The organism is Oribacterium sp. FC2011 (genome assembly GCF_000701645.1).
Classification (GTDB): domain Bacteria; phylum Bacillota; class Clostridia; order Lachnospirales; family Lachnospiraceae; genus Oribacterium.
Genome location: NZ_JNJM01000002.1, coordinates 1 through 19,914 on the forward strand (window position 1 = coordinate 1; position 19,914 = coordinate 19,914).

A 19,914-nucleotide genomic window follows, 5' to 3' on the forward strand; every position below is an offset into this window, starting at 1 on the left:
AAATGCTGATTACCTGAAATTGAGTCAATGTAACCTGCCAATCAGGATGACTCAAATGCTGGTAACCGGAATATGGGTCAATGTAATGCCTTGTTCACTGCGAAAATAAGGTATACCGGCTGAACTGTCATCATATGTAGCATAACGTGAGTGATATCCGATAAAACCTCTTGTGATATTCGGTGAAGTTTGGCATCATAGTTGTTGTAAATGCTTCCTGCCCCGGCGGCGGGATAAAATATATATTTAAGTGAGAAGCGGGGGGTCTAAGCATTAGCCGGAAACGGCACCCGCGGAATGGGGAGTTATATGAAAAAAACATTAATGATAATGTCGGGAGTTCTTTTACTTTCTCTTGCAGCCTGCAACGCAAATAAGGTTCCGGAGGCTACAAAGGAAGAAACAACCGAGGCTCAGGAAAGAGAGCTGGTGGGAAGCGCGGAAGGTTTTGGCGGAACCATTACCGTGACACTCACCATGAAGGGAGACGACATCGTTAAGGCTTCCATAGAGGGTAATGATGAAACCCCGGAGGTTGGCGGCGCAGCCCTTCCCGAGCTTGAGAAGCAGCTGGTTGAAAAGGACGGCTATGAGATCGACGGAGTTTCCGGAGCTACCTATACTTCGGAGGGTGTTATGAATGCCGCAAAGGATGCATTGGGACTCTTTGATGCAGAGGAGCCAAAGGAAACCACTAAGGGCTGATAAGTCAAAGCTGTCATCTTCTTCGATCAGAATTTGAGAAGCCAATCGCACGGCAAAATAACGTTTTTACGGAGATAACTTGAAATACTTTGAGAAGTTTTTATCGTCGCACGGCTAGAAACGCTATTACAGAGTTATGATCGTATAGCGTCTGAATGGAGAGTCATTCCTCATGGTTTTTAGTTCTACATTGTTTTTATTCGGTTTCCTGCCACTGACACTGGCAGGTTACTATTTGTGTCTGTTTTTAGATAAAAAGATATTTAAGGACCGTAAGATCTTCGGTAATTACTGGCTGCTTTTTATGAGCCTTATTTTCTTTGCGTGGTCGCAGATCGGCTACGTTTGGATCATAGCTGCAAGCATACTTATAAATTACACAGGTGCCTTGCTCATTTATTCAGGCAGGGAAAAGAATTCGCTGCCTGATTCCGCAGTACAGGTACGAAATCCTATCGGCCTTACGGCAGAGGATTCCGCAGTACAGGTACGAAATCAACGTAAAGGCCTTAAGGTGAACAAGAGGCCGGAGAAGCTGTTTCTTTTCCTTACGGTTGCGGCAAATCTTCTGCTGCTCTTTTATTTTAAATATTTCGATTTTACCATTGCCACTGTCAATCAGATCTTTAAGACAGGTTTTTCGCTCAGAAATATAGTTCTTCCTATAGGTATAAGTTTTTTCACCTTTCAGGCAATGTCCTACACCATCGATGTGTATCGGAACAAGGCGGGAGTTCAGAAGAACCCTTTTAAGCTTGCTCTTTATGTAATGCTGTTCCCTCAGCTCATTGCGGGTCCCATCGTGCGCTACACGGATGTGGAGGCGGAGATCGATGAGCGAAGTGTCAGTATCGATGATTTTTCTGACGGCGCAAGAAGGTTCATCATAGGACTTTCGAAGAAAGCCCTGATAGCCAATACCATGGCGGTTACCGTGGACAGCATTTGGGGACAGGGCATAGAGAACAATACAGTTGCCATCGCCTGGCTTGGTGCCATAGCCTATGGGCTGCAGATATATTTTGATTTTTCAGGTTATTCGGATATGGCCATAGGTCTCGGAAGGATGTTTGGATTCCATTTTCTTGAGAACTTTGATCTTCCTTACATTTCAAGATCCATAACTGAGTTCTGGAGGCGCTGGCACATTTCGTTGTCCAGCTGGTTCAGGGATTATGTGTACATTCCTCTCGGGGGAAATCGTAAAGGAACGCTGAATACCTACAGAAATCTTTTTATCGTCTTCCTCCTTACCGGCATCTGGCACGGGGCTGCCTGGAACTATATCTTCTGGGGGCTCTGGCATGGGATGTTCATGCTTGTTGAGAGGGCATTCAGGAAGCCGGGTGGAAGTACTGCAGGACATGTAAATGTATCAGTCATTGACACCGGATCACGGGGCAGAAGTGGACCAGAGGTATCACAGATGTCAAAAGAAAACGATGTTTTTGAAAACATAAAAGTATTGATCCGCCACGTATACACACTGCTTGTAGTGCTCATAGGCTGGGTATTTTTCAGAGCCGGATCACTATCCGAAGGTTTGTGGTATCTGAAGACTATGCTGGGTCGTGCCCTGGGGCAGACTCCGGGATATAGTGTGATGTGGTATCTGGATGGCTGGACGGCATTTATTCTGGTGGCAGGCATTGCTTTATCCCTGAATATTCCGGGATTTTTGCTTAGGAAGACAGGGTTTGAAACTGACCGCATACTGAATATAAAAGTGAAGAAATGTGAGGAAAGAGAAGTGCAGGGCAAGACAGAGGTTAAGTCCGAGGTTAAGTCCGAGGTTAAGTCCGAGGTTGAGTCTGAGGTTGAGTCTGAGGTTGAGTCTGAGGTTGAGTCCGAGGTTAAGTCTGAGGGCAATCCGGCTGTATGTACTTTTGCGAGAGACATCGCTCTGATTTTGCTGTTATTGTTATCAGTTATGCGTATAGTTTCCGGAACCTATAACCCGTTTATTTATTTCCAGTTCTGATAATTCAGGATAGCGTTCAGGGATAGTTTCGATGCATGATGCCTGTTTCATCAGTAGCCTAAAGGCATTATAGAAAAGGAAAGGTTTTCCGGTGGAGAATAAAAAACATCTGAAAAAACAGAATATAGTTTTTGCGGCAGCCTTCCTTTTGGTGCTGTTTATACCTCTTGTTACGGTGAACAGGGAGAATGGCGGTCTGTCCCGGGATGAGAACCGGTATCTGGCGAAGAGAGCAGCCCTTGTGAAGGATGACGGAAGCCTGAACGAAGCATTTGCCTCAGACTTTGAGAACTGGATCAATGACAACATCGGGCTCAGATCCGTGCTGGTCAGGCTCAATGCAGGGCTCCAGTACAGGGTGTTCGGGAATCTTTCTTCTGCGGGAACCGGCAGCTCCGATTTTTATCTGGGGCCGAAGGGAGAGTTCAACTATGCAGAAAAGGAAATGCTTCTGGATTATCAGCACAAGAATCTTTACTCACAGGAGCAGCTGGATGAGACCGCGGCGGCTTACCAAAAGATAAAGGATACTTTGGAGGCAAGGGGCATAAGATACTATTACATGCAGTGCCGCGATAAGCACAGCATTTACCCCGAACAGTTCATGACCTCCGTGAATCAATACGGGGATGAATCTCTGGTTGACCAGGTCATGAAGAGCCTTAAGGCAAATACTACAGTGGATGTGATCGACACTACAGAGGTTCTGAAAGAAGGTAAAACAGAGGGTGAGACCTTCGGGCGATACACAGACCCTTCCCACTGGACAGAGTTTGGAGCATACCTCGCTTACCGGGAGCTGATGGAAGAACTGAACCGTGGAGTCGGTGAGGCACTTTCATACAATAATGAAAGTACGGGTAATTCCGGAATATTGTTTGATGTTTCCGGGGACGTTTCGCATTTAAATACCGGTTCAGTTTCTGAGGTCTCAAAGCAGGTCAAGGATAATGTTGTAGAGCCGGCGACAAAGTATAAAGTGTTGGAACCGGAGGACTATGACATTGAACTGAAGGATCAGGGAACGACTCTTTACGGCGGAATCCATGAGATTGACGAGCAGCCAGGTTACGTTATAAAAAATCCGGGAGCTGTGGAGGATGATCTTCAGATAACTCCTCTTGAGGGCACCGGCCACAGGATATTCACCTGTGAAAATGCCGGAAATGACGAAGTGGTTCTCATCATCGGAGACTCCTACGTGGAGAATTACATCCTGGATGACATTGCGGAAAGCTTCGGAAAAACCATATTTGTCTGGGGAGATTACTCTGACAGATTCATGGAGTTTATCGAGCTTTACAAGCCTGCCATAGTGATCAATGAAAATGCCGAACGCTGCAGCTACCGCTTTCCGATGATAGTCAGGATGGCGTCGGAAATTTCAGCTTAGAACGAAAGACTGTCGCCGAAGCGATGGTCTTTTTATTTGGGAGTTATCCACCGGGAACGGCTCTCGCCGGAGAGAATCGTCCCCTGTGGATTTCTTTAGCACAGTGTGCATATTGCTATAGTTTATGAAAACTCGTAAAATGTTAGGGTCAACTGAATTGTCAGTAAAAAGCGAAAGGATATAGAAATAATGGATCTTTTTGAATATATGGCGGAGAAGAATAAAGAGGATGAAGCTCCTCTTGCTTCACGTATGAGACCTCAGACTCTTGATGAAGTGGTGGGGCAGGAACATATCGTCGGCCCGGGAAAGCTGCTCTATCGTGCCATAAAGGCGGATAAGCTGGGCTCCATTATCTTTTACGGACCGCCGGGAACCGGAAAGACAACATTGGCAAAGGTCATCGCCCATACCACAAGCGCGGATTTTGAATCTGTCAATGCAACTGTGGCCGGCAAAAAGGACCTTGAAGAAGTGGTGACGAAGGCTAAGCAGAATCAGGGTGGCTATGGCAGAAAAACCATACTGTTTGTAGACGAGATACATCGTTTCAACAAAGCCCAGCAGGATTTCCTCCTTCCCTATGTTGAGGACGGCACGGTCACGCTCATTGGTGCCACAACAGAAAATCCTTACTTCGAGGTAAACAGCGCTCTCATTTCCAGGTCAAGAATCTTTGAACTTAAACCTTTGTCTCAGGAAAATGTTGCGACCCTTATAGACAGGGCTCTTTCAGATTCCGTAAAGGGAGTCGGGTCTTTTCATGCATACATTGACGATGATGCGAGAGCATTTCTTTCCGACACGGCAAACGGAGATGCGAGAGCTGCCCTTAATGCCATCGAGCTTGCGGTTCTCACCACTGACAGGGAACCCGACGGACGTATCCATATAACTCTTCCTGTTGCAGCAGAATGCATACAGAAACGGGCTGTCAGATATGATAAGGACAGCGACAACCATTACGACACCATTTCGGCCTTTATCAAGTCCATGCGGGGCTCTGATCCCGATGCGGCGGTTTATTATCTTGCCCGCATGCTGAAGGCCGGAGAAGACATTAAATTCATTGCGAGACGTATCGTTATCTGTGCTTCTGAGGATGTGGGTAATGCTGACCCACAGGCACTGGTAGTGGCGACCAATGCATTTCTGGCTATTGAACGTGTGGGGATGCCGGAAGCCCAGATCATTCTTTCCCAGGCCTGTACCTATGTGGCGTCGGCTCCAAAGAGCAATGCCTGCTGCGTGGCGATATCCGAGGCAATGTCCGAGGTGGACAGAAGCGGAAATCTTCCCATACCGCCCTATCTTCAGGATGCCCATTATCCTGCAAGCAGCAAACTCGGCAGGGGAATCGGATACAAATATCCTCATGATTTTCCCGGAAACTGGGTGGAGCAGCAGTATCTGCCGGACGCCATAAAGGATGCGGAATTTTATCATTATCCTCATAAACATAAAAGATGAGAGAATCCTTGCGGATTCTTTTGAAGCGCTCAAAGCCGGATTTTCACTTTTTTTAATAAAGTGTTAAGAGGTTTCGGGTAGAAGTGAAACTTCTTTAGTGCTATTTTTATTATCACCTGGTCTGTGGGATTAGTTTCCCGGGACCCGGAAATAAGAAAAAGAGGAGAATAAAAGTGTGGTTATGACCTTTGGGGCTTAATGCATCGGGGATTGTGACACACGGAATGGAGAAACATTATGAAAAAGTTTGTTTATACAGCAATGACAGTTCTGGCAGTTCTTTCTCTTGCTGCCTGTCAGGGTGGAAAAAAAGAGGCAGCAGAGACTACTGCTCAAGCAGCTACTGAAGATAATTCAGGAATAGGAGTTGACGGGGATTCAAGTGTAGCAGGACCTGTTGACATATCAAATATGCAGAGTTTCCAGGCTACAGTGCAGAAACTGGATGGTAAGAATCTTACAGTTGAGTATGTTGATGGTACAAGTTTAACACTGGATACAACTGATGCATTTGTAAATCCTGCATGGGAGCTTATGCCCGGTGATGAAGTCGAAATCTTCTATAATGGAGACGAGGGCTCCGATATCCCGGCTGATGGCGCAAAGGTGGCTGAGGTTGTTATGTCGGTTCCTTATGAGTATGTTTCTGATGATTTTTCAGCAGAGCCTCAGGTTTACGGCGAGATAACAAAGCTTTCGGATGATTCCATCACAATAAGAGAGGATGAGGGTATAAACACTGATGACGGTCCTCAGGATGGAGTTGAGTATACTTTCAAGATTCCTTCATATGCCACAACCATAGGAAAAGCCAAGGTTGGAACTTATGCGCAGGTTCTTTATCTCGGAAAGCTTTCATCCGATGATGCCAAAGCATACCGCATCTGTACAGAAGACAAGCTTGAAGGTGATGAATCAGAGGTTTTTGAGATCAAGGGAACTCTTGCTCAGTTCAAAGACGGTATCATCTACCTTAAGACTGATGAGGGTGAGGTTTTCTGTTTCACTATAGATGGTGATGAGAAACTGGCAAAGGTTGCCGCTGATTCTATCGACAAAAAGGTTAAGATCAGTTACACCGATTCTATCAGAATGAGAGTTTCTACTTGTGACGGAATTAAGTTTGTGAAGTAATAAAAAAGCCGGAGGGCATCCATTTTTAAATGGATGCCCTCCGGCTTTACAAAAGTACTATCAAAAAATACAGGTGCCTCGCTACTAATCACTGAAATCTGCGTCTAGCGCGATGTATAGTTTGTAGTTCGGATATACTTCCCGGATCTTGTCTGATATTTCTTTCAGGATTTCTTCCTTATTGTTTGCCTTAAAGCTTATAACCATATCGAAGGTTATGTTTTTCAGTTCTTCGTCAACATAGAAGCCATGCATCTGAAGCACATATTCATGTGACAGTACGATGTTTCTGCAGGTTTCCATCATGGCGTGAGCATTATCATCCTTCGTGTTAATGGAATAAACGCTGACACCCTCAAGCATCACCTTATGTTTCTTATAAACCTCTCGACGGATATTTCTGGTGAGTCTGTCTATCTCTCCGGCAGTCATGGTATCAGGTATTTCAATGTGTACTGAACCTACGTAGGTATCGGGACCGTAGGCATGAAGCACCAGATCATAGGCTCCGTTTACTTCAGGAAAGCTAGCGATGGTCGCTTTGATGGCCTTTGTAAAAGAGGCATCTGCTCTTTCTCCGAGTATCTGGGATACCGTATCCTTGAGCATCTCTATACCTGATTTTATGATCACGATGGAAATAATGGCGCCGAGCCAGGCTTCCAGGGAAATGCCTGAAGTCATATATATGGCGGCAGCAACCAGTGTCGATGCAGAGATGATGGAATCAAGGGTTGCATCCGTTCCCGAGGCTATGAGTGCATCGGAGTTTACTTTCTTACCAACACTCTTTACATATCTTCCCAGAATGATCTTAACTACCACAGCGGCGGCAACTATAACAAGTGTGACCGTACTGTAATCGGCTTTCTCAGGAGAAAGGATCTTCTTTACCGATTCCACAAAAGATGTGACGCCGGCATAGAGAACGATGACAGAGATGATGGTTGCACTAAGGTACTCAAGTCTTCCGTATCCCAAAGGATGTTTTCTGTCGGGTTTTCTTCCGGCAAGTTTTGTTCCTACTATGGTTATGACCGATGACATGGCATCGGATAAGTTGTTGACCGCATCAAGCACGATGGCGATGGAGTTTGACAGCACACCGACTACCGCTTTAAAGGTGGCGAGGAAAACATTGGCAACTATACCTATGATACTGGTTCTAACGATGACGCTGTCTCTGCTTTGCTCTGTATTTTCCTGTGACATTAATCTGATCCTCCCCATAAAGGTATAGTTATCTCCGTTTATGTCTGACATACCGATACAGATATATCCGGATTCCTATATCCTTTTATTTATTATCTCAAGATATGTTAACCTAATCGGAAATGTTTTGTAAATAGTTAAACTGAAAGCCTACCGCTTCACAAAGAGCGGATCAGGGGCTCTGGTACTTCCGGAGCACAGCTACAGCTTCGACTACGAGCTAGAAGAAGATACTCTCAAGGTGGATTTCGAGAAGAGCAGCCTCAGGGACTCAACCTTCGAGGTATCTATCGTGGACGGAGTCATGAACCTTCAGTGTCTGGATGAGTATTTCGAAAACGAGTACGAACTCCACAAGGCAGAAGACTGAAAAGTGAATAAGTTATAAAAGAGCCTAAAAAGACAACCATGTTATTCTGTGACTACACAGAGTATATGGTTGTTTTTTGCAGTTGCAGATTCATAAGCCTTTGGGTTTCTGAATCACTTAAAGCTATTATGAATTTTTGCGTGGTATTGACAGAAATTAATATAACATGTATGATTTCACACGAATATTCAAAAGCCCCATATCTATGGGCGAAAAGATTTGAACTATCTTAGTTTCAATTATCTATATTTATATCTTTAAAGATATCCCTATTTTATTTTTTGATCAGGAGTTTATTAAACGAACTTTTAATAAATGCTTTTGATTTTGATGCTATACTAAAACTATGTGAAGGATCATAAATGAAAAACGAAAAAATGAATAAAGGACTGTTGGACAGTCAGCTGATACTCGATGAAAAGAAAAGGCTAAATGAGCAGCGGATAGGAAGAGAAGAACATAAGCGTGAGCAAATTGCAGAAATGCTACAGGATGGCAAAACACCGGAAGAGATAGCATCTTTCTGCAAGTATCCCATGAAGCTTATAGAGGAAGTACAGAATAGTATGATGTCAGTTAAATGATACATAATTCTCGCATGATCATCCATTTTTTTGTATGGGAATTATGATAGTATAAGCACATAAGAATATATGTATGTAGTGAGAAGAGGTGCAGTAAATGTTAAAGACTGTCGGACTTGGCATTCAGGATTATGAGAAGGTCATAGAACAAAACAATTTCTATATTGACAAAACAAAGTTTATATCTGAGTGGTGGAGAAGCAACGATGATATAACTTTGATCACCCGTCCGCGCCGTTTCGGAAAGACATTGATGCTGAGCACAGTGGAGAAGTTCTTCTCGATTAGACAGGGAAACAATGAGGAACTCTTTAGGGGATTAAATATTTCCAAAGATACAGAAATGATGGAGGAGTGTGGCAAGTGGCCGGTACTCTTTGTTTCATTTGCCGGGGTTAAAGCAGAGACATATCAAGGTGCTTTACAACAGTTTAACTGGCTTTTTACTGAATGGATCGCACGAAATAACTGGCTCAAGGATAAAATGAGTGATAAAGACCAGGATTTTTACAAAAAAGTAAGTTACGACATGGATGAGAAAACAGCCGGTCAATGTCTTAATACTTTTTGCCGATGGCTTTCAGATTACTATGGTAAAAAAGTCATGATCCTGATCGATGAATACGATACCCCAATGCAGGAAGCGTATGTAAACGGATATTGGGACGAGCTGGTTGGATTTATGCGGAACATGTTCAACTCTACACTTAAAACAAATCCTTATCTCGGGAAAGCGCTTCTGACCGGTATCACGAGAGTAAGCAGAGAGTCTTTGTTTTCAGATTTAAATAATCTACAGATAGTAACTATTTCATCAGATATGTATGCAGACTGTTTTGGATTTACAGAAAAGGAAGTATTTGAATCTTTGGACAGTTACGGATACAGTTCCGAAAAGGAAAAGGTAAAAGCATGGTATGACGGGTTTAAGTTTGGAAACACTGAGGATATCTATAATCCATGGTCTATTATTTCATTTTTAAAAAAAGGAAAATATGAGCCGTACTGGGCCAATACAAGTTCAAACTCACTTGTATCAAAGCTTGTTAGAGAAGGAAGTGTTGAAATAAAGAAGGCTTTTGAAGAGCTGCTTAATGATGGAGTTATACAAACGAAAATTGATGAACAGCTTGTCTATGGTGAGATGACCGGAAATAAGAATGCCATATGGAGCCTTTTATTTTCAGCAGGATACCTAAAGCCTGTTACGATTGAAGGCGAAGGAAATATGGCAGTATATAGCCTGAAACTCACAAACCACGAAGTAAAGGACAGCTTTAGTCTGCTTGTAGAGAGATGGTTTGAAAATGAAGGAGAAAACTACAGTTATTTCGTAAAGGCCCTTCTGGAAGGCAGTATCGATGACATGATGGATACCATGTCGGAAATCTGTGAAAGTATGATCAGTACTTTTGACGGAAGCGGCAAGGCAGCCCCTGAAAACTTCTATCATGGCCTTGTGATCGGGCTTCTTGTGGAACTCCGTGACAGATATGAGATAAAGTCAAACCGTGAGAGTGGTCTCGGACGTTATGATGTGATGCTCCGCCCGAAAGATAAAAAGGATAATGCTGTGATCATCGAGTTTAAGTCAAAACGCAGAAGTGAAAAGGGCAAGACACTTGATGAGCTCTGCGATATGGCATTAAAACAGATCGAAGATAAAAAGTATGAGGCAGAGCTGCTGTCCGCAGGATATGAAAAGGAAAAGATAATAAAGCTTGCCTTTGCCTTTGAGGGAAAGGAAGTTCTCATAAAAAGGGATTAAAGATATAAAAGCTATAAAAAACGGTTATGCCTAATCTGCAAAAACTGCAGTGGGTATAACCGTTTTTTGAAGTGAGTAAGAAAATGAGGGAGGTAGTGAATTATGCGTTTTATATTGCAATTAACATGTTGTTTTTTGTACAATCAGAAAAATTGATGCGCATTGGAGCAGTAGGAAAAAGGAACCGGATAGATCTGCATCTGTATGTCAGAGATAAACGGTAAAAAACTTACGTTTATAGAGGAGGACCGGGTCGGGACATGGAATATAAGTGGGAGGTATTGTTTGATGAGGATGTGCTTGAAAGAGGCTGGAGTTATTATAAAAAAGGTCATGTAAAGGGATTTGCAGCTTCAGGTAACAGTTGTATAGCAAGAGTTATCGGAACGAAGATGTATAATGTCAGGATCATGTATCCGGATACTGTTAATATGAAGATGAGTTGTGACTGCCCTTATGCGAAAGACGGAAATTTCTGTAAACATGAGGCGGCAGTTCTGTATTATTTCGAGCAATCCAGAACAGTAAGTTCACAGTGGAGCAAGTCACTGAAATCAAACAAGGGTAACACATATTTTAATGTAGAAAAAGTTCTTGAAGGCTATAGCGTTAAAGAGGATGACATTAAAGAAGCCCGTATGATGATCAATAAAGGTGAAATTAAAATCATCAAAGTCGATACTATGTACCTTCGGTCAACATCAGGAGAAACCCGGTTTGCTATAGATGTCATAGGAGAGTGCACATCAGGACGTTTTGGTTCTTTCGATGTGAGGGTGGTGTTCACAAAAGATAAGTTACTTCTTGACGATTGTGCCCGTGATGGAAGCGCGTATTACAGCTATTATTCTCACCGTAGTGTGTGTGCACATGTTTTGGCGCTCCTGATTTTTGCTGATGACTATATCGCCAAGTACAATCCCGGCGACAGCACGGATCTCCATGGTGACAATGTCCTGAGGGCCTATCGTAAGATGCTGAGTAATCAGATCATCGAGGAAAAAACTCAGAAGAAAAATATTGTAAAGATCGAGCCAAAGCTGTCTTTTGGAAGAGATGCTGACAGTGACCTGTCACTTTCCTTCAAGATAGGCATTGAAAAACTCTATAAATTAAAGAGCATAACCAATCTTGTTGAAACAAGAGAACAAAATGGAACTCTAAAACTTGGAACCAAGAACATGATATCCTTCATGGACTATGATTTCGATGAGGAATCAAAAAAGTACTATGAAATCATAGAGAAGGCCAAAAGTGAAGTAGATTATATCTCACAGAAGATCAACAATCTGAGATACTACTATGGCGATAATATAACATTAAAGGATAAGGTTGATTTAACTCCTGAAATCCTCGATATGTTTTATGAGTCAACAAAAGGTAAAACTATCGATATCGACGGAAGTCCTATTATAAAGAGTATAAAGGTAACAGAGGGTAAGTTAAAGGTAACAGTTGAGATAGAACAATTAAAAGGTAAAGACAAAAAATTTGCCGGACTGTCAGTATGGGTGGATATCCCATATATAATGAAAGGCACGAACAACAGCTACATCCTGGATGAGGAAAATGCTGTATTCTATAAAGTTGACGAACTTTCACCTATGGTAAACATGCTTATAGAAAGTGTGAAGGATACTCCTGACATGTCCTTTACTATAGGAAAGAAAAAGCTTTCGGAGTTCTATTACAGATTTCTGCCGAAGCTTCTCGAGTGTCCGGAGATAGAGGTGGTGGAAAATGGCAAGACGCCGCTCCAAAAATATCTTCCGCCTGAGTGCGAGATAGTTTTCTATATGGATGCCAATGAGGATTTCATCATAGGAAAAGTGCAGGCCAGGTATGGCGATGAAGCAATCCATCTTCATAAGCTCACGGATGCAGACTTTCCATTTCCGGAAACCAGAGATATGGAGTATGAACAGAATGCTGTAAATACTTTAATGAAGTATCTCCCTGACGTAAGCTCTGACAACGAGACATTTGCCTGCGAAAAAACAGGGGAGAATACCTTTGACCTTTTGAACGAAGGTATGAAGGACATGATGGCCATAGGCGAGATTCATGCCAGCAAGGATTTTGAGAAACTGAAAATCCGTAAAGCGCCGGTAACGAGAGTCGGAGTATCTGTAGAAAGCGGAATTCTGAATCTGGAGATATCTACCGATGATATGTCGGAAGAGGAGCTTCTGGAGCTGCTTGAGAGTTACAGAAAAAAGAAAAAGTTTTTCAAGCTGAAAAATGGCGATTTCATCAGACTTGAGCAGGATGACACCATAGAAGAGCTAATGGCTACCATGCAGGCCATGGGAGTAGATGCGAGAGATTTCACCAAAGGTAAACTGCATTTGCCCATGTATCGTGCCATATTTGTCAACAACCTGCTGGAAGAGCATGATGAAATTGCGGCGGACAGAGACAAGAACTTCAAGTCACTCATCAGAAATTTCAACACGGTTAAGGAAAGTGACATCGAGGTTCCGGAAAATCTCGCCAAGGTTCTCCGGGGGTATCAGATATATGGATTTAAGTGGCTGAGTATGCTGTCTGAGCTTGGCTTCGGGGGTATTCTTGCCGACGATATGGGTCTCGGTAAAACGATACAGGTTATAGCTCTTCTGCAAAGCAGAAAAAACCTGCTGGAGAAGGAAGGCAAGAGGTTAACTTCCCTCATCGTATGTCCCGCATCACTGGTTTATAACTGGGAGGAAGAGTTCAGGCGATTTGCACCTTCTGTGGAGGTAAGGGCCGTTGCGGGTACATTGGCTGAGAGAAAGGCTATACTGTCTCAGGAGGTTCTGCCTGAGGTGCTGGTCACATCCTATGACCTTTTGAAACGGGATATCGGAGCCTATGAAGGAAAGAAGTTTGATCATGAGATCATCGATGAGGCACAGTTTATAAAAAATCCTAAAGCTGCTGTATCAAAGTCGGTGAAGGTTATAAATGCAGAGCATAGATTTGCACTGACAGGTACACCTATCGAAAACAGATTAAGTGAACTTTGGAGCATCTTTGACTATCTCATGCCGGGTTTCCTCTATACCTATGACCGCTTCAGAAGTGATTTTGAAAATGCTATAACAAAGTATAAGGATGAGGAAATCACAAAACAGCTGAAAAACATGGTAGGACCGTTTATCCTTAGGAGACTAAAGGAAAATGTGCTGAAGGATCTTCCGGATAAGATGGAGGAGATTCGTTTTACAAAGTTTGATGCTGCCCAGAGAAAACTCTATGATGCTCAGGTCACTCATATGAAGAAGCTTCTGGAAAGCGAAGACTTTAAATCCGGTAAGGATAAACTCAAAGTACTGGCGGAACTCACAAAGATCAGACAGATATGCTGCGATCCGGAGCTTATCACAACCGGCTACACAGGCGAATCTGCCAAGAGAGAATCCTGCCTTGAACTGATCGAAAGTGCCATAGACGGAGGACACAAGATCCTGCTCTTTTCGCAGTTCACTTCCATGTTTGGACTTTTGGAGCGTGATCTCAGGGAACGCGGCATAGAGTTTTATAAGATCACAGGAGAAACCAGGAAAGAAGAGAGAATCAAGCTGGTTCATGCATTTAATGATAATGAAGTCCCGCTGTTTCTCATTTCTCTAAAGGCAGGCGGCACAGGACTCAATCTGACCGGTGCCGACGTTGTCATCCACTATGATCCATGGTGGAATCTTGCTGCTCAGAATCAGGCAACAGACCGTGCCCACAGGATAGGTCAGACCAGAAAGGTTTCTGTATTTAAACTGATCGTTAAAGGCACTATAGAAGAGAAGATAGTTGAGATGCAGAATGCCAAAAAGGATCTGGCTGATGCGATACTGAGTGGAGAGAATGAGTCACTGATGAATATGAGCAGGGAACAGCTGATGGAACTCCTGGGATGAGTATTTCGTATAGCAGTAGAAAAGAGGATAAAAATGAGATGTGTAGTTCAGGTTGTGCAGCATGCAGCTGTCACAGTAGATAATGAAACAATTGGTAAGATCGGACGGGGATTTCTGATATTCCTGGGGGCTTCGGATACAGATACCGAAGAAATGGCGGATAAAATGGTGAAGAAGATCTGCAGCCTCCGGATATTCCCGGATGAAAACGGAAAGACAAACTGCTCTCTTTCGGATGTAGGAGGTTCCGTACTTGTGGTCAGCCAGTTTACACTGTATGCCAACTGCAAAAAAGGTAACCGCCCAAGCTTTATCGAGGCCGGAGCCCCCGACAAGGCGGATGCCCTTTATCAGTATTTTACGGAACGCTGCAAGGATTACGTCCCAAAGGTAGAACACGGTGAATTCGGTGCCGACATGAAGGTAGAACTCCTGAATGACGGTCCCTTCACTCTGATGCTTGATTCAGACCAATTGTTCAAATAAAAAATGGTAACAGAACGTCTAAAGCTAGCTATATATGAGCCGGAGGGCATCCATCTAAAACCGTCTGAACGACCCGGTTTTAGATGGATGCCCTCCGGCTTATGTCCAGGCTTGGACTGTTTTCATTTAAACTGGTTTATCTCGCTGTTATAGTGATAATCAATCACCGCAAGGGACTTCACTATGCTGTCCTGATCGACATCAAAAGCCTTACAAAGACTCTCGAGCGAATCATAATTATCACGGAGCTGAGTATTGATAAAGCTCAAAAGCATAACAGGATCTTTTGGAATTGCCATTTTAAAAACCTTCTTTCATAATTATTTATCAGCAACCTTCAGGTTATATCGGTTACTGTTTAGTTAATCATTTTCTGGCCGTAGCCAACCCCCAAACCGGTCGTAGCCAACCCTCAAACCGGTCGTAGCCCCCTGAACTTTTCGGACGATTATATATCGTTAAGGTTGTTCAGTCAATTTCCTTGTCTAAGGCTTATCAAAATTATATAATATTTTTAGTTTTGTAACGGTTCAGACAGGGTATATGTACTGCAGAGTCTGACCCGTTGACTGGAATTTCAGGAGGTTCGACATGAAAGACGATAATTGCATTTTTTGTAAACTGGCAAATGGAGATATACCCACAACAACCCTGTATCAGGACGATACATTCAGAGTGATCTTTGATGCAAACCCGGCATCAGACGGACACGTGCTCATCATCCCAAAGGAGCACTATCAGGACCTTACAGAGCTTCCTGACAATATAGCCTCAGGGGTAATGCCTCTTGCCGGAAAGATCGGAACAGCCATGAAAAAGGCTATCGGCGCTAAGGGCTTTAATGTTGTCCAGAATAACGGAGAAGCAGCAGGCCAGACCGTAAACCACTTCCATACCCACATCATCCCACGCTACGGCAATGCTGATGAGATGGTTCTCTGGAAGCCCGGAAAGACAGCTCCGGAAAAGATGGCTGAAATCTGCGATAAGCTCGTAAAGGCACTTTGATTCCTGAGTCGTTAAATCCCAGTCTATCTGGCCGGACGTAAACGGCATGAAAAGCGCTTATAAAGGAGCTGATCAGATCTGAATCTGTATATCAGATATCAGGGCTCCCAAAAGCAGCATTAATAAAGGAGAACAAAATGATCGGTAAAGTAGTACTGACCGGTGGCGGAACAGCCGGTCACGTCACTGCCAATATAGCCCTTATCCCCCGGATGAAGAAGGATGGTTATGAGGTCTATTACATTGGCTCCTATGACGGAATTGAAAAGAAAATGGTAGAGGCCGAAGGCATTCCCTACACCGGTATATCCACAGGAAAACTTCGTCGATACTTTGATGTTAAGAATTTTTCCGATCCCATAAGGGTTCTTAAAGGCTACAATGAAGCCCGAAAGGCTCTGGAGAAGATCAAGCCCGATATAGTATTCAGTAAGGGCGGTTTTGTTGCGGTTCCCGTAGTTTGGGCGGCCCGCAGTCTCCATATCCCTGTTGTGTCTCATGAGTCAGACATGACCCCCGGACTTGCAAACCGCTTATGTGCCAGGGCCTGTGACAAGATCTGCTGCAATTTCCCGGAAACTCTTAAGAAACTTCCTGAAGGTAAAGCAGTTCTTACAGGCTCTCCCATCAGAGAGAAGCTTCTCATGGGTACCCGTGAGGAAGGGCTTGAAATGACCGGATTTGACGGAAAGAAGCCCGTGCTCATGATCATCGGAGGCTCCCTCGGTTCGGTTGCCATCAACAATGCGGTACGAAAACTGCTACCAAGATTTCTTGAGGATTTTGATGTTGTTCATGTATGCGGCAAGAACAATTTAGACAACAGCCTTAACGATACAAAGGGCTATAAGCAGTATGAGTTCCTGACTAATGGACTCAGGAACCTGTATGCTCTTGCTGATGTTGTTATCTCAAGAGCCGGTGCCAATGTTATCTGCGAGCTTGTGGCACTGAAGAAGCCTAACATTCTTATCCCGCTGCCTCTTGATGCAAGCAGAGGCGACCAGATTCTGAATGCCGAATCCTTCGAAAAGCAGGGTTTCAGCTTCGTGCTTGACCAGCATGAGATGGAGAAAGACATTGACCTCCTGTACAATGCGGTACATGAGGTGCACCTCAAGAAGTCGGGCTACATCATAGCCATGCAGAACTCGGATCAGGGCAACGGTGTTGATCACGTGCTTCAGGTTCTCAGGGATGTGGTTAAGGAAAATCAGGAAAAGAATTCTTAATAAGAGACGACTTAAGATCTGCAGTCTAATGTCAGGTTTCAGCAGCGAAAAATATGTATTTACAGAGCCGGTCAGATTGGCATCTCTGTGACAGATATAAACAGGAAACCACACATTTTTAGAGGAGAAAGGTGAATTGCTATCATGATTGGAATAATTGGCGCAATGGATGAGGAAGTTGAGAAGCTGAAGGCGGATATAACCGATGCTGTAACGGAAGAACATAACGGACTCACATTTGTAACGGGAAAGCTCAAGGGCAAGTATGTTACGGTTGTCCGTTCAGGTATAGGCAAGGTTAATGCCGGCGCCTGCACAGCCGTGCTCATAGACCGTTACATGGTGGATCATGTTATCAACACAGGTATCGCCGGATCTCTCGATGCGCACATTGACATCGGTGATATCGTGCTTTCGGAGGATGCTGCCCAGTATGACATGGATGCTGTAGCTTTCGGTTATCAGCTTGGTGAGATTCCCAGAGTGGGAACACTTTCCTTTAAGGCAGATAACAAGCTTATAGCATTGGCTGAAGAGGAGAACCGTAAGGTGAATCCCGACATTCATACATTCATAGGTCGTGTGTGTAGCGGCGATAAGTTCGTTTCTGATAATGACACAAAGGAGTGGATAGTTAAGCATTTCCAGGGAAAATGCTGCGAGATGGAGGGCGCTGCCATTGCCCAGATTGCATGGCAGAACAAGGTGCCGTTCCTTATCATAAGAGCCATTTCTGATAAGGCAGACAATTCCGCACAGGTGGATTATCCGACCTTTGAGAAAAAGGCAATTGAGCATTGCGTGAGACTTACTGAGGCTCTTGTTGAAAGACTGTAAACATTATTCCTCTATGACTTCAATCCTCAGGTAGTCAAAGCCTATGGGCTCAACAAAAGAATCAGATCTGAAGGCAGTGATGGATTTTCGCTTGAATTCGTTTATGTTTGACTGAAGCCAGATGGGTACGGCAAGATCCATATACTCACAGATTTCTTTAAGTGCAGTGAGGACACGGTCCGTTCTGGACACAGAGTTATCCTCCTGCCTGGATACGCATTCCCTTATGATCTGACCATTTCTGTATATTGAGCCGCTCATTCTGAACATGAGATCCTCCTTAGGGCAGCCAGTCTGATTTATATTTTTCAGATATCATGGCTTTAAAACTTGTCAACAGATGAATAGAATTTGGTTTTCACTATAGTCTATAAAACCAGGCTTTGCAATGCTGCAAAAACGAAAAAAATACAGTTGTTAATATTTAATTCACAAAAATATTCTATGATATTACCAGTTCATAACGTGACGATCGGGAGGCAAACATAATGGGAATGGAAATAGATAATCCCCAGGCATTTTTGGATGATGCAAAAAATGCGATAACAGAATATCAGAATATCTGTAATCAGCTCACAAGTCAGATAGATGTGGAAAAACAGTCAGCTGCTGCACTTGATGATTTCCGGAAAAGCATTCAGGATAAGATAGACAAGACCCTGAAGCAAAGAGGAGAGGAGCTGACCGAAACTCATGACAAACAGATAAGTCAGGTGGAGGCAAGTCTCAAGAAGAAACAGACTGAAAGGGAAAAGGCCAGGCAGGAAGGCGTTAAGGGCCGTATAAAGAACGAGACTGAGCCGAGACGCATTGAGATCACTGAGCTTAAGCGTCAGCTTGCGGCTATAGTTAAAAAGGATAATGCTCCCTTCTATATGAAGTGGCCTGTCTTTTATACATTATTTCACCCATCAGGAATAGCGGAGTTTATCTGCTTTTTGACAGTGTTTATACTCATTTTTGCATTTTTGCCATGGGGGGCATTTTTCCTGATACCGAAAAGACGGTGGATTTATCTGGTGGGGATCTATCTCCTGGATATCATTATTTTCGGAGGTGTCTATGTTGCCATCATGAATGTTTCCGGCAGATATGCGGACACAGTCCGTCAGGGCAGAGACATTTTAAACCGTATCAAGACAAACAGGAAGATCATAAAGAAGCTTGAGCACAGTATCCGAAATGATTCCGATGAGGCAGTTTATAATCTTAAGTCCTTCGATGATGACATCGCTAATCTTCAGCAGCAGAGAAGTGATATCATTAGCCAGAAACAGAGTGCACAGAACAACTTTGATACGGTTACCAGAAATATCATAATAGATGAGATAGAGACAGCCAACAAGCCGAAGATGGATGAGCTCCAGCAGGCATTTACGGATGCCACGAATCTTAAAACAAGTCTTGAGTCGCAGGAACGTGAACTTGCCCTTAATCTTTCAAAAAACTATGAGCAGTATCTCGGAAAGAATCATATGAATGCTGAGGATATAGATAAGATCAAGGAGATTCTTGAAACCGGAGGAACAACCTCAATCATTGATGCCGTGACTAAACTTGACCATCCTGAAAAGGAAGAATAATTATTAAAAGCCTGATATGACTCGAAAGAGCAGCATATCAGGCTTTTTTATTTTGGGAGTTATCCATCGGGGCGGTTCCCGCAGGCGAGAACTGCCCCGATGGATTCAGATTCTTCCGTATTTCGGCGAAAAAGATTTTTTGCGAAAAACTTAATTTTTTTGTTTTTTTGCCGAAATAGACGTATAGGTATGTCGGGTTCGAATAGTAGAAGTCCCGATTTAGAATTGAAAGGAACGGATGTCAGGTACGTGCGT

At 43.5% G+C, this 19,914-nt stretch carries 17 protein-coding genes; 14 read left to right on the top strand and 3 right to left on the bottom strand.

What is annotated here, in order from left to right:
* The first annotated feature begins 309 nt into the window (after positions 1-309).
* From T357_RS0101390 to T357_RS0101410, 5 genes are all read left to right on the top strand, one after another.
* Positions 310-705, top strand: coding sequence for an FMN-binding protein (locus T357_RS0101390; protein ID WP_031547903.1), 396 nt, complete (start codon positions 310-312; stop codon positions 703-705).
* Positions 706-877: 172 nt separating this feature from the next.
* Complete coding sequence (locus T357_RS21360; RefSeq protein ID WP_044915856.1) at positions 878-2,686, top strand: MBOAT family O-acyltransferase; 1,809 nt, start codon at positions 878-880, stop codon at positions 2,684-2,686.
* 91 nt (positions 2,687-2,777) lie between these two features.
* The gene (locus T357_RS0101400) at positions 2,778-4,079 is read left to right on the top strand and encodes an alginate O-acetyltransferase AlgX-related protein (protein ID WP_031547907.1); all 1,302 of its coding nucleotides are present in this window, start codon (positions 2,778-2,780) and stop codon (positions 4,077-4,079) included.
* Between the two features lie 189 nt (positions 4,080-4,268).
* Positions 4,269-5,549 (top strand): replication-associated recombination protein A, encoded by a 1,281-nt coding sequence (locus T357_RS0101405; protein ID WP_044915858.1) that lies wholly within the window; start codon positions 4,269-4,271, stop codon positions 5,547-5,549.
* Positions 5,550-5,786: 237 nt separating this feature from the next.
* Positions 5,787-6,683 (top strand): hypothetical protein, encoded by an 897-nt coding sequence (locus tag T357_RS0101410; RefSeq protein WP_049962201.1) that lies wholly within the window; start codon positions 5,787-5,789, stop codon positions 6,681-6,683.
* Positions 6,684-6,767: 84 nt separating this feature from the next.
* Here T357_RS0101410 and T357_RS0101415 read toward each other — a convergent pair whose 3' ends face one another.
* Positions 6,768-7,895, bottom strand: coding sequence for a cation diffusion facilitator family transporter (locus tag T357_RS0101415; RefSeq protein WP_031547913.1), 1,128 nt, complete (start codon positions 7,893-7,895; stop codon positions 6,768-6,770).
* A gap of 142 nt (positions 7,896-8,037) precedes the next feature.
* Between T357_RS0101415 and T357_RS21365 the strand changes: the two genes are divergently transcribed.
* From T357_RS21365 to dtd, 5 genes are all read left to right on the top strand, one after another.
* Positions 8,038-8,265: a DUF5640 domain-containing protein gene (locus T357_RS21365; RefSeq protein WP_255342789.1), complete on the top strand. Its 228-nt coding sequence runs from the start codon at positions 8,038-8,040 to the stop codon at positions 8,263-8,265.
* A gap of 362 nt (positions 8,266-8,627) precedes the next feature.
* The gene (locus T357_RS0101425; protein ID WP_031547914.1) at positions 8,628-8,849 is read left to right on the top strand and encodes a hypothetical protein; all 222 of its coding nucleotides are present in this window, start codon (positions 8,628-8,630) and stop codon (positions 8,847-8,849) included.
* 97 nt (positions 8,850-8,946) lie between these two features.
* A complete protein-coding gene (locus T357_RS0101430; protein ID WP_031547916.1) occupies positions 8,947-10,617 on the top strand; it encodes an AAA family ATPase in 1,671 nt (556 codons plus the stop codon).
* A gap of 260 nt (positions 10,618-10,877) precedes the next feature.
* Entirely contained in the window at positions 10,878-14,513 is a 3,636-nt protein-coding gene (locus T357_RS0101435) for an SNF2-related protein (protein WP_049962202.1), read from the top strand.
* A 33-nt stretch (positions 14,514-14,546) separates the two neighbouring features.
* Entirely contained in the window at positions 14,547-14,999 is a 453-nt protein-coding gene (gene dtd, locus T357_RS0101440; RefSeq protein ID WP_031547920.1) for a D-aminoacyl-tRNA deacylase, read from the top strand.
* A gap of 122 nt (positions 15,000-15,121) precedes the next feature.
* On the opposite strand, the gene T357_RS0101445 is transcribed toward dtd, so the two are convergent.
* Positions 15,122-15,298 (bottom strand): DUF4250 domain-containing protein, encoded by a 177-nt coding sequence (locus T357_RS0101445; protein WP_031547922.1) that lies wholly within the window; start codon positions 15,296-15,298, stop codon positions 15,122-15,124.
* 292 nt (positions 15,299-15,590) lie between these two features.
* On the opposite strand from T357_RS0101445, the gene T357_RS0101450 reads away from it, so the two are divergent.
* The 3 genes from T357_RS0101450 to T357_RS0101460 all read left to right on the top strand — a co-directional run bounded on the left by T357_RS0101450 (position 15,591) and on the right by T357_RS0101460 (position 18,076).
* Positions 15,591-16,007, top strand: a complete 417-nt coding sequence (locus T357_RS0101450; protein ID WP_031547924.1) for an HIT family protein — start codon at positions 15,591-15,593, stop codon at positions 16,005-16,007.
* A 140-nt stretch (positions 16,008-16,147) separates the two neighbouring features.
* Entirely contained in the window at positions 16,148-17,239 is a 1,092-nt protein-coding gene (locus T357_RS0101455) for an undecaprenyldiphospho-muramoylpentapeptide beta-N-acetylglucosaminyltransferase (protein ID WP_031547926.1), read from the top strand.
* A 144-nt stretch (positions 17,240-17,383) separates the two neighbouring features.
* Positions 17,384-18,076, top strand: coding sequence for a 5'-methylthioadenosine/adenosylhomocysteine nucleosidase (locus T357_RS0101460; protein ID WP_031547928.1), 693 nt, complete (start codon positions 17,384-17,386; stop codon positions 18,074-18,076).
* 3 nt (positions 18,077-18,079) lie between these two features.
* Here the strand turns inward: T357_RS0101460 and T357_RS0101465 are convergent, their stop codons facing one another.
* Positions 18,080-18,346: a hypothetical protein gene (locus T357_RS0101465; RefSeq protein ID WP_031547930.1), complete on the bottom strand. Its 267-nt coding sequence runs from the start codon at positions 18,344-18,346 to the stop codon at positions 18,080-18,082.
* A 218-nt stretch (positions 18,347-18,564) separates the two neighbouring features.
* On the opposite strand from T357_RS0101465, the gene T357_RS0101470 reads away from it, so the two are divergent.
* Positions 18,565-19,659, top strand: coding sequence for a hypothetical protein (locus T357_RS0101470; protein ID WP_031547932.1), 1,095 nt, complete (start codon positions 18,565-18,567; stop codon positions 19,657-19,659).
* Positions 19,660-19,914: the final 255 nt, after the last annotated feature.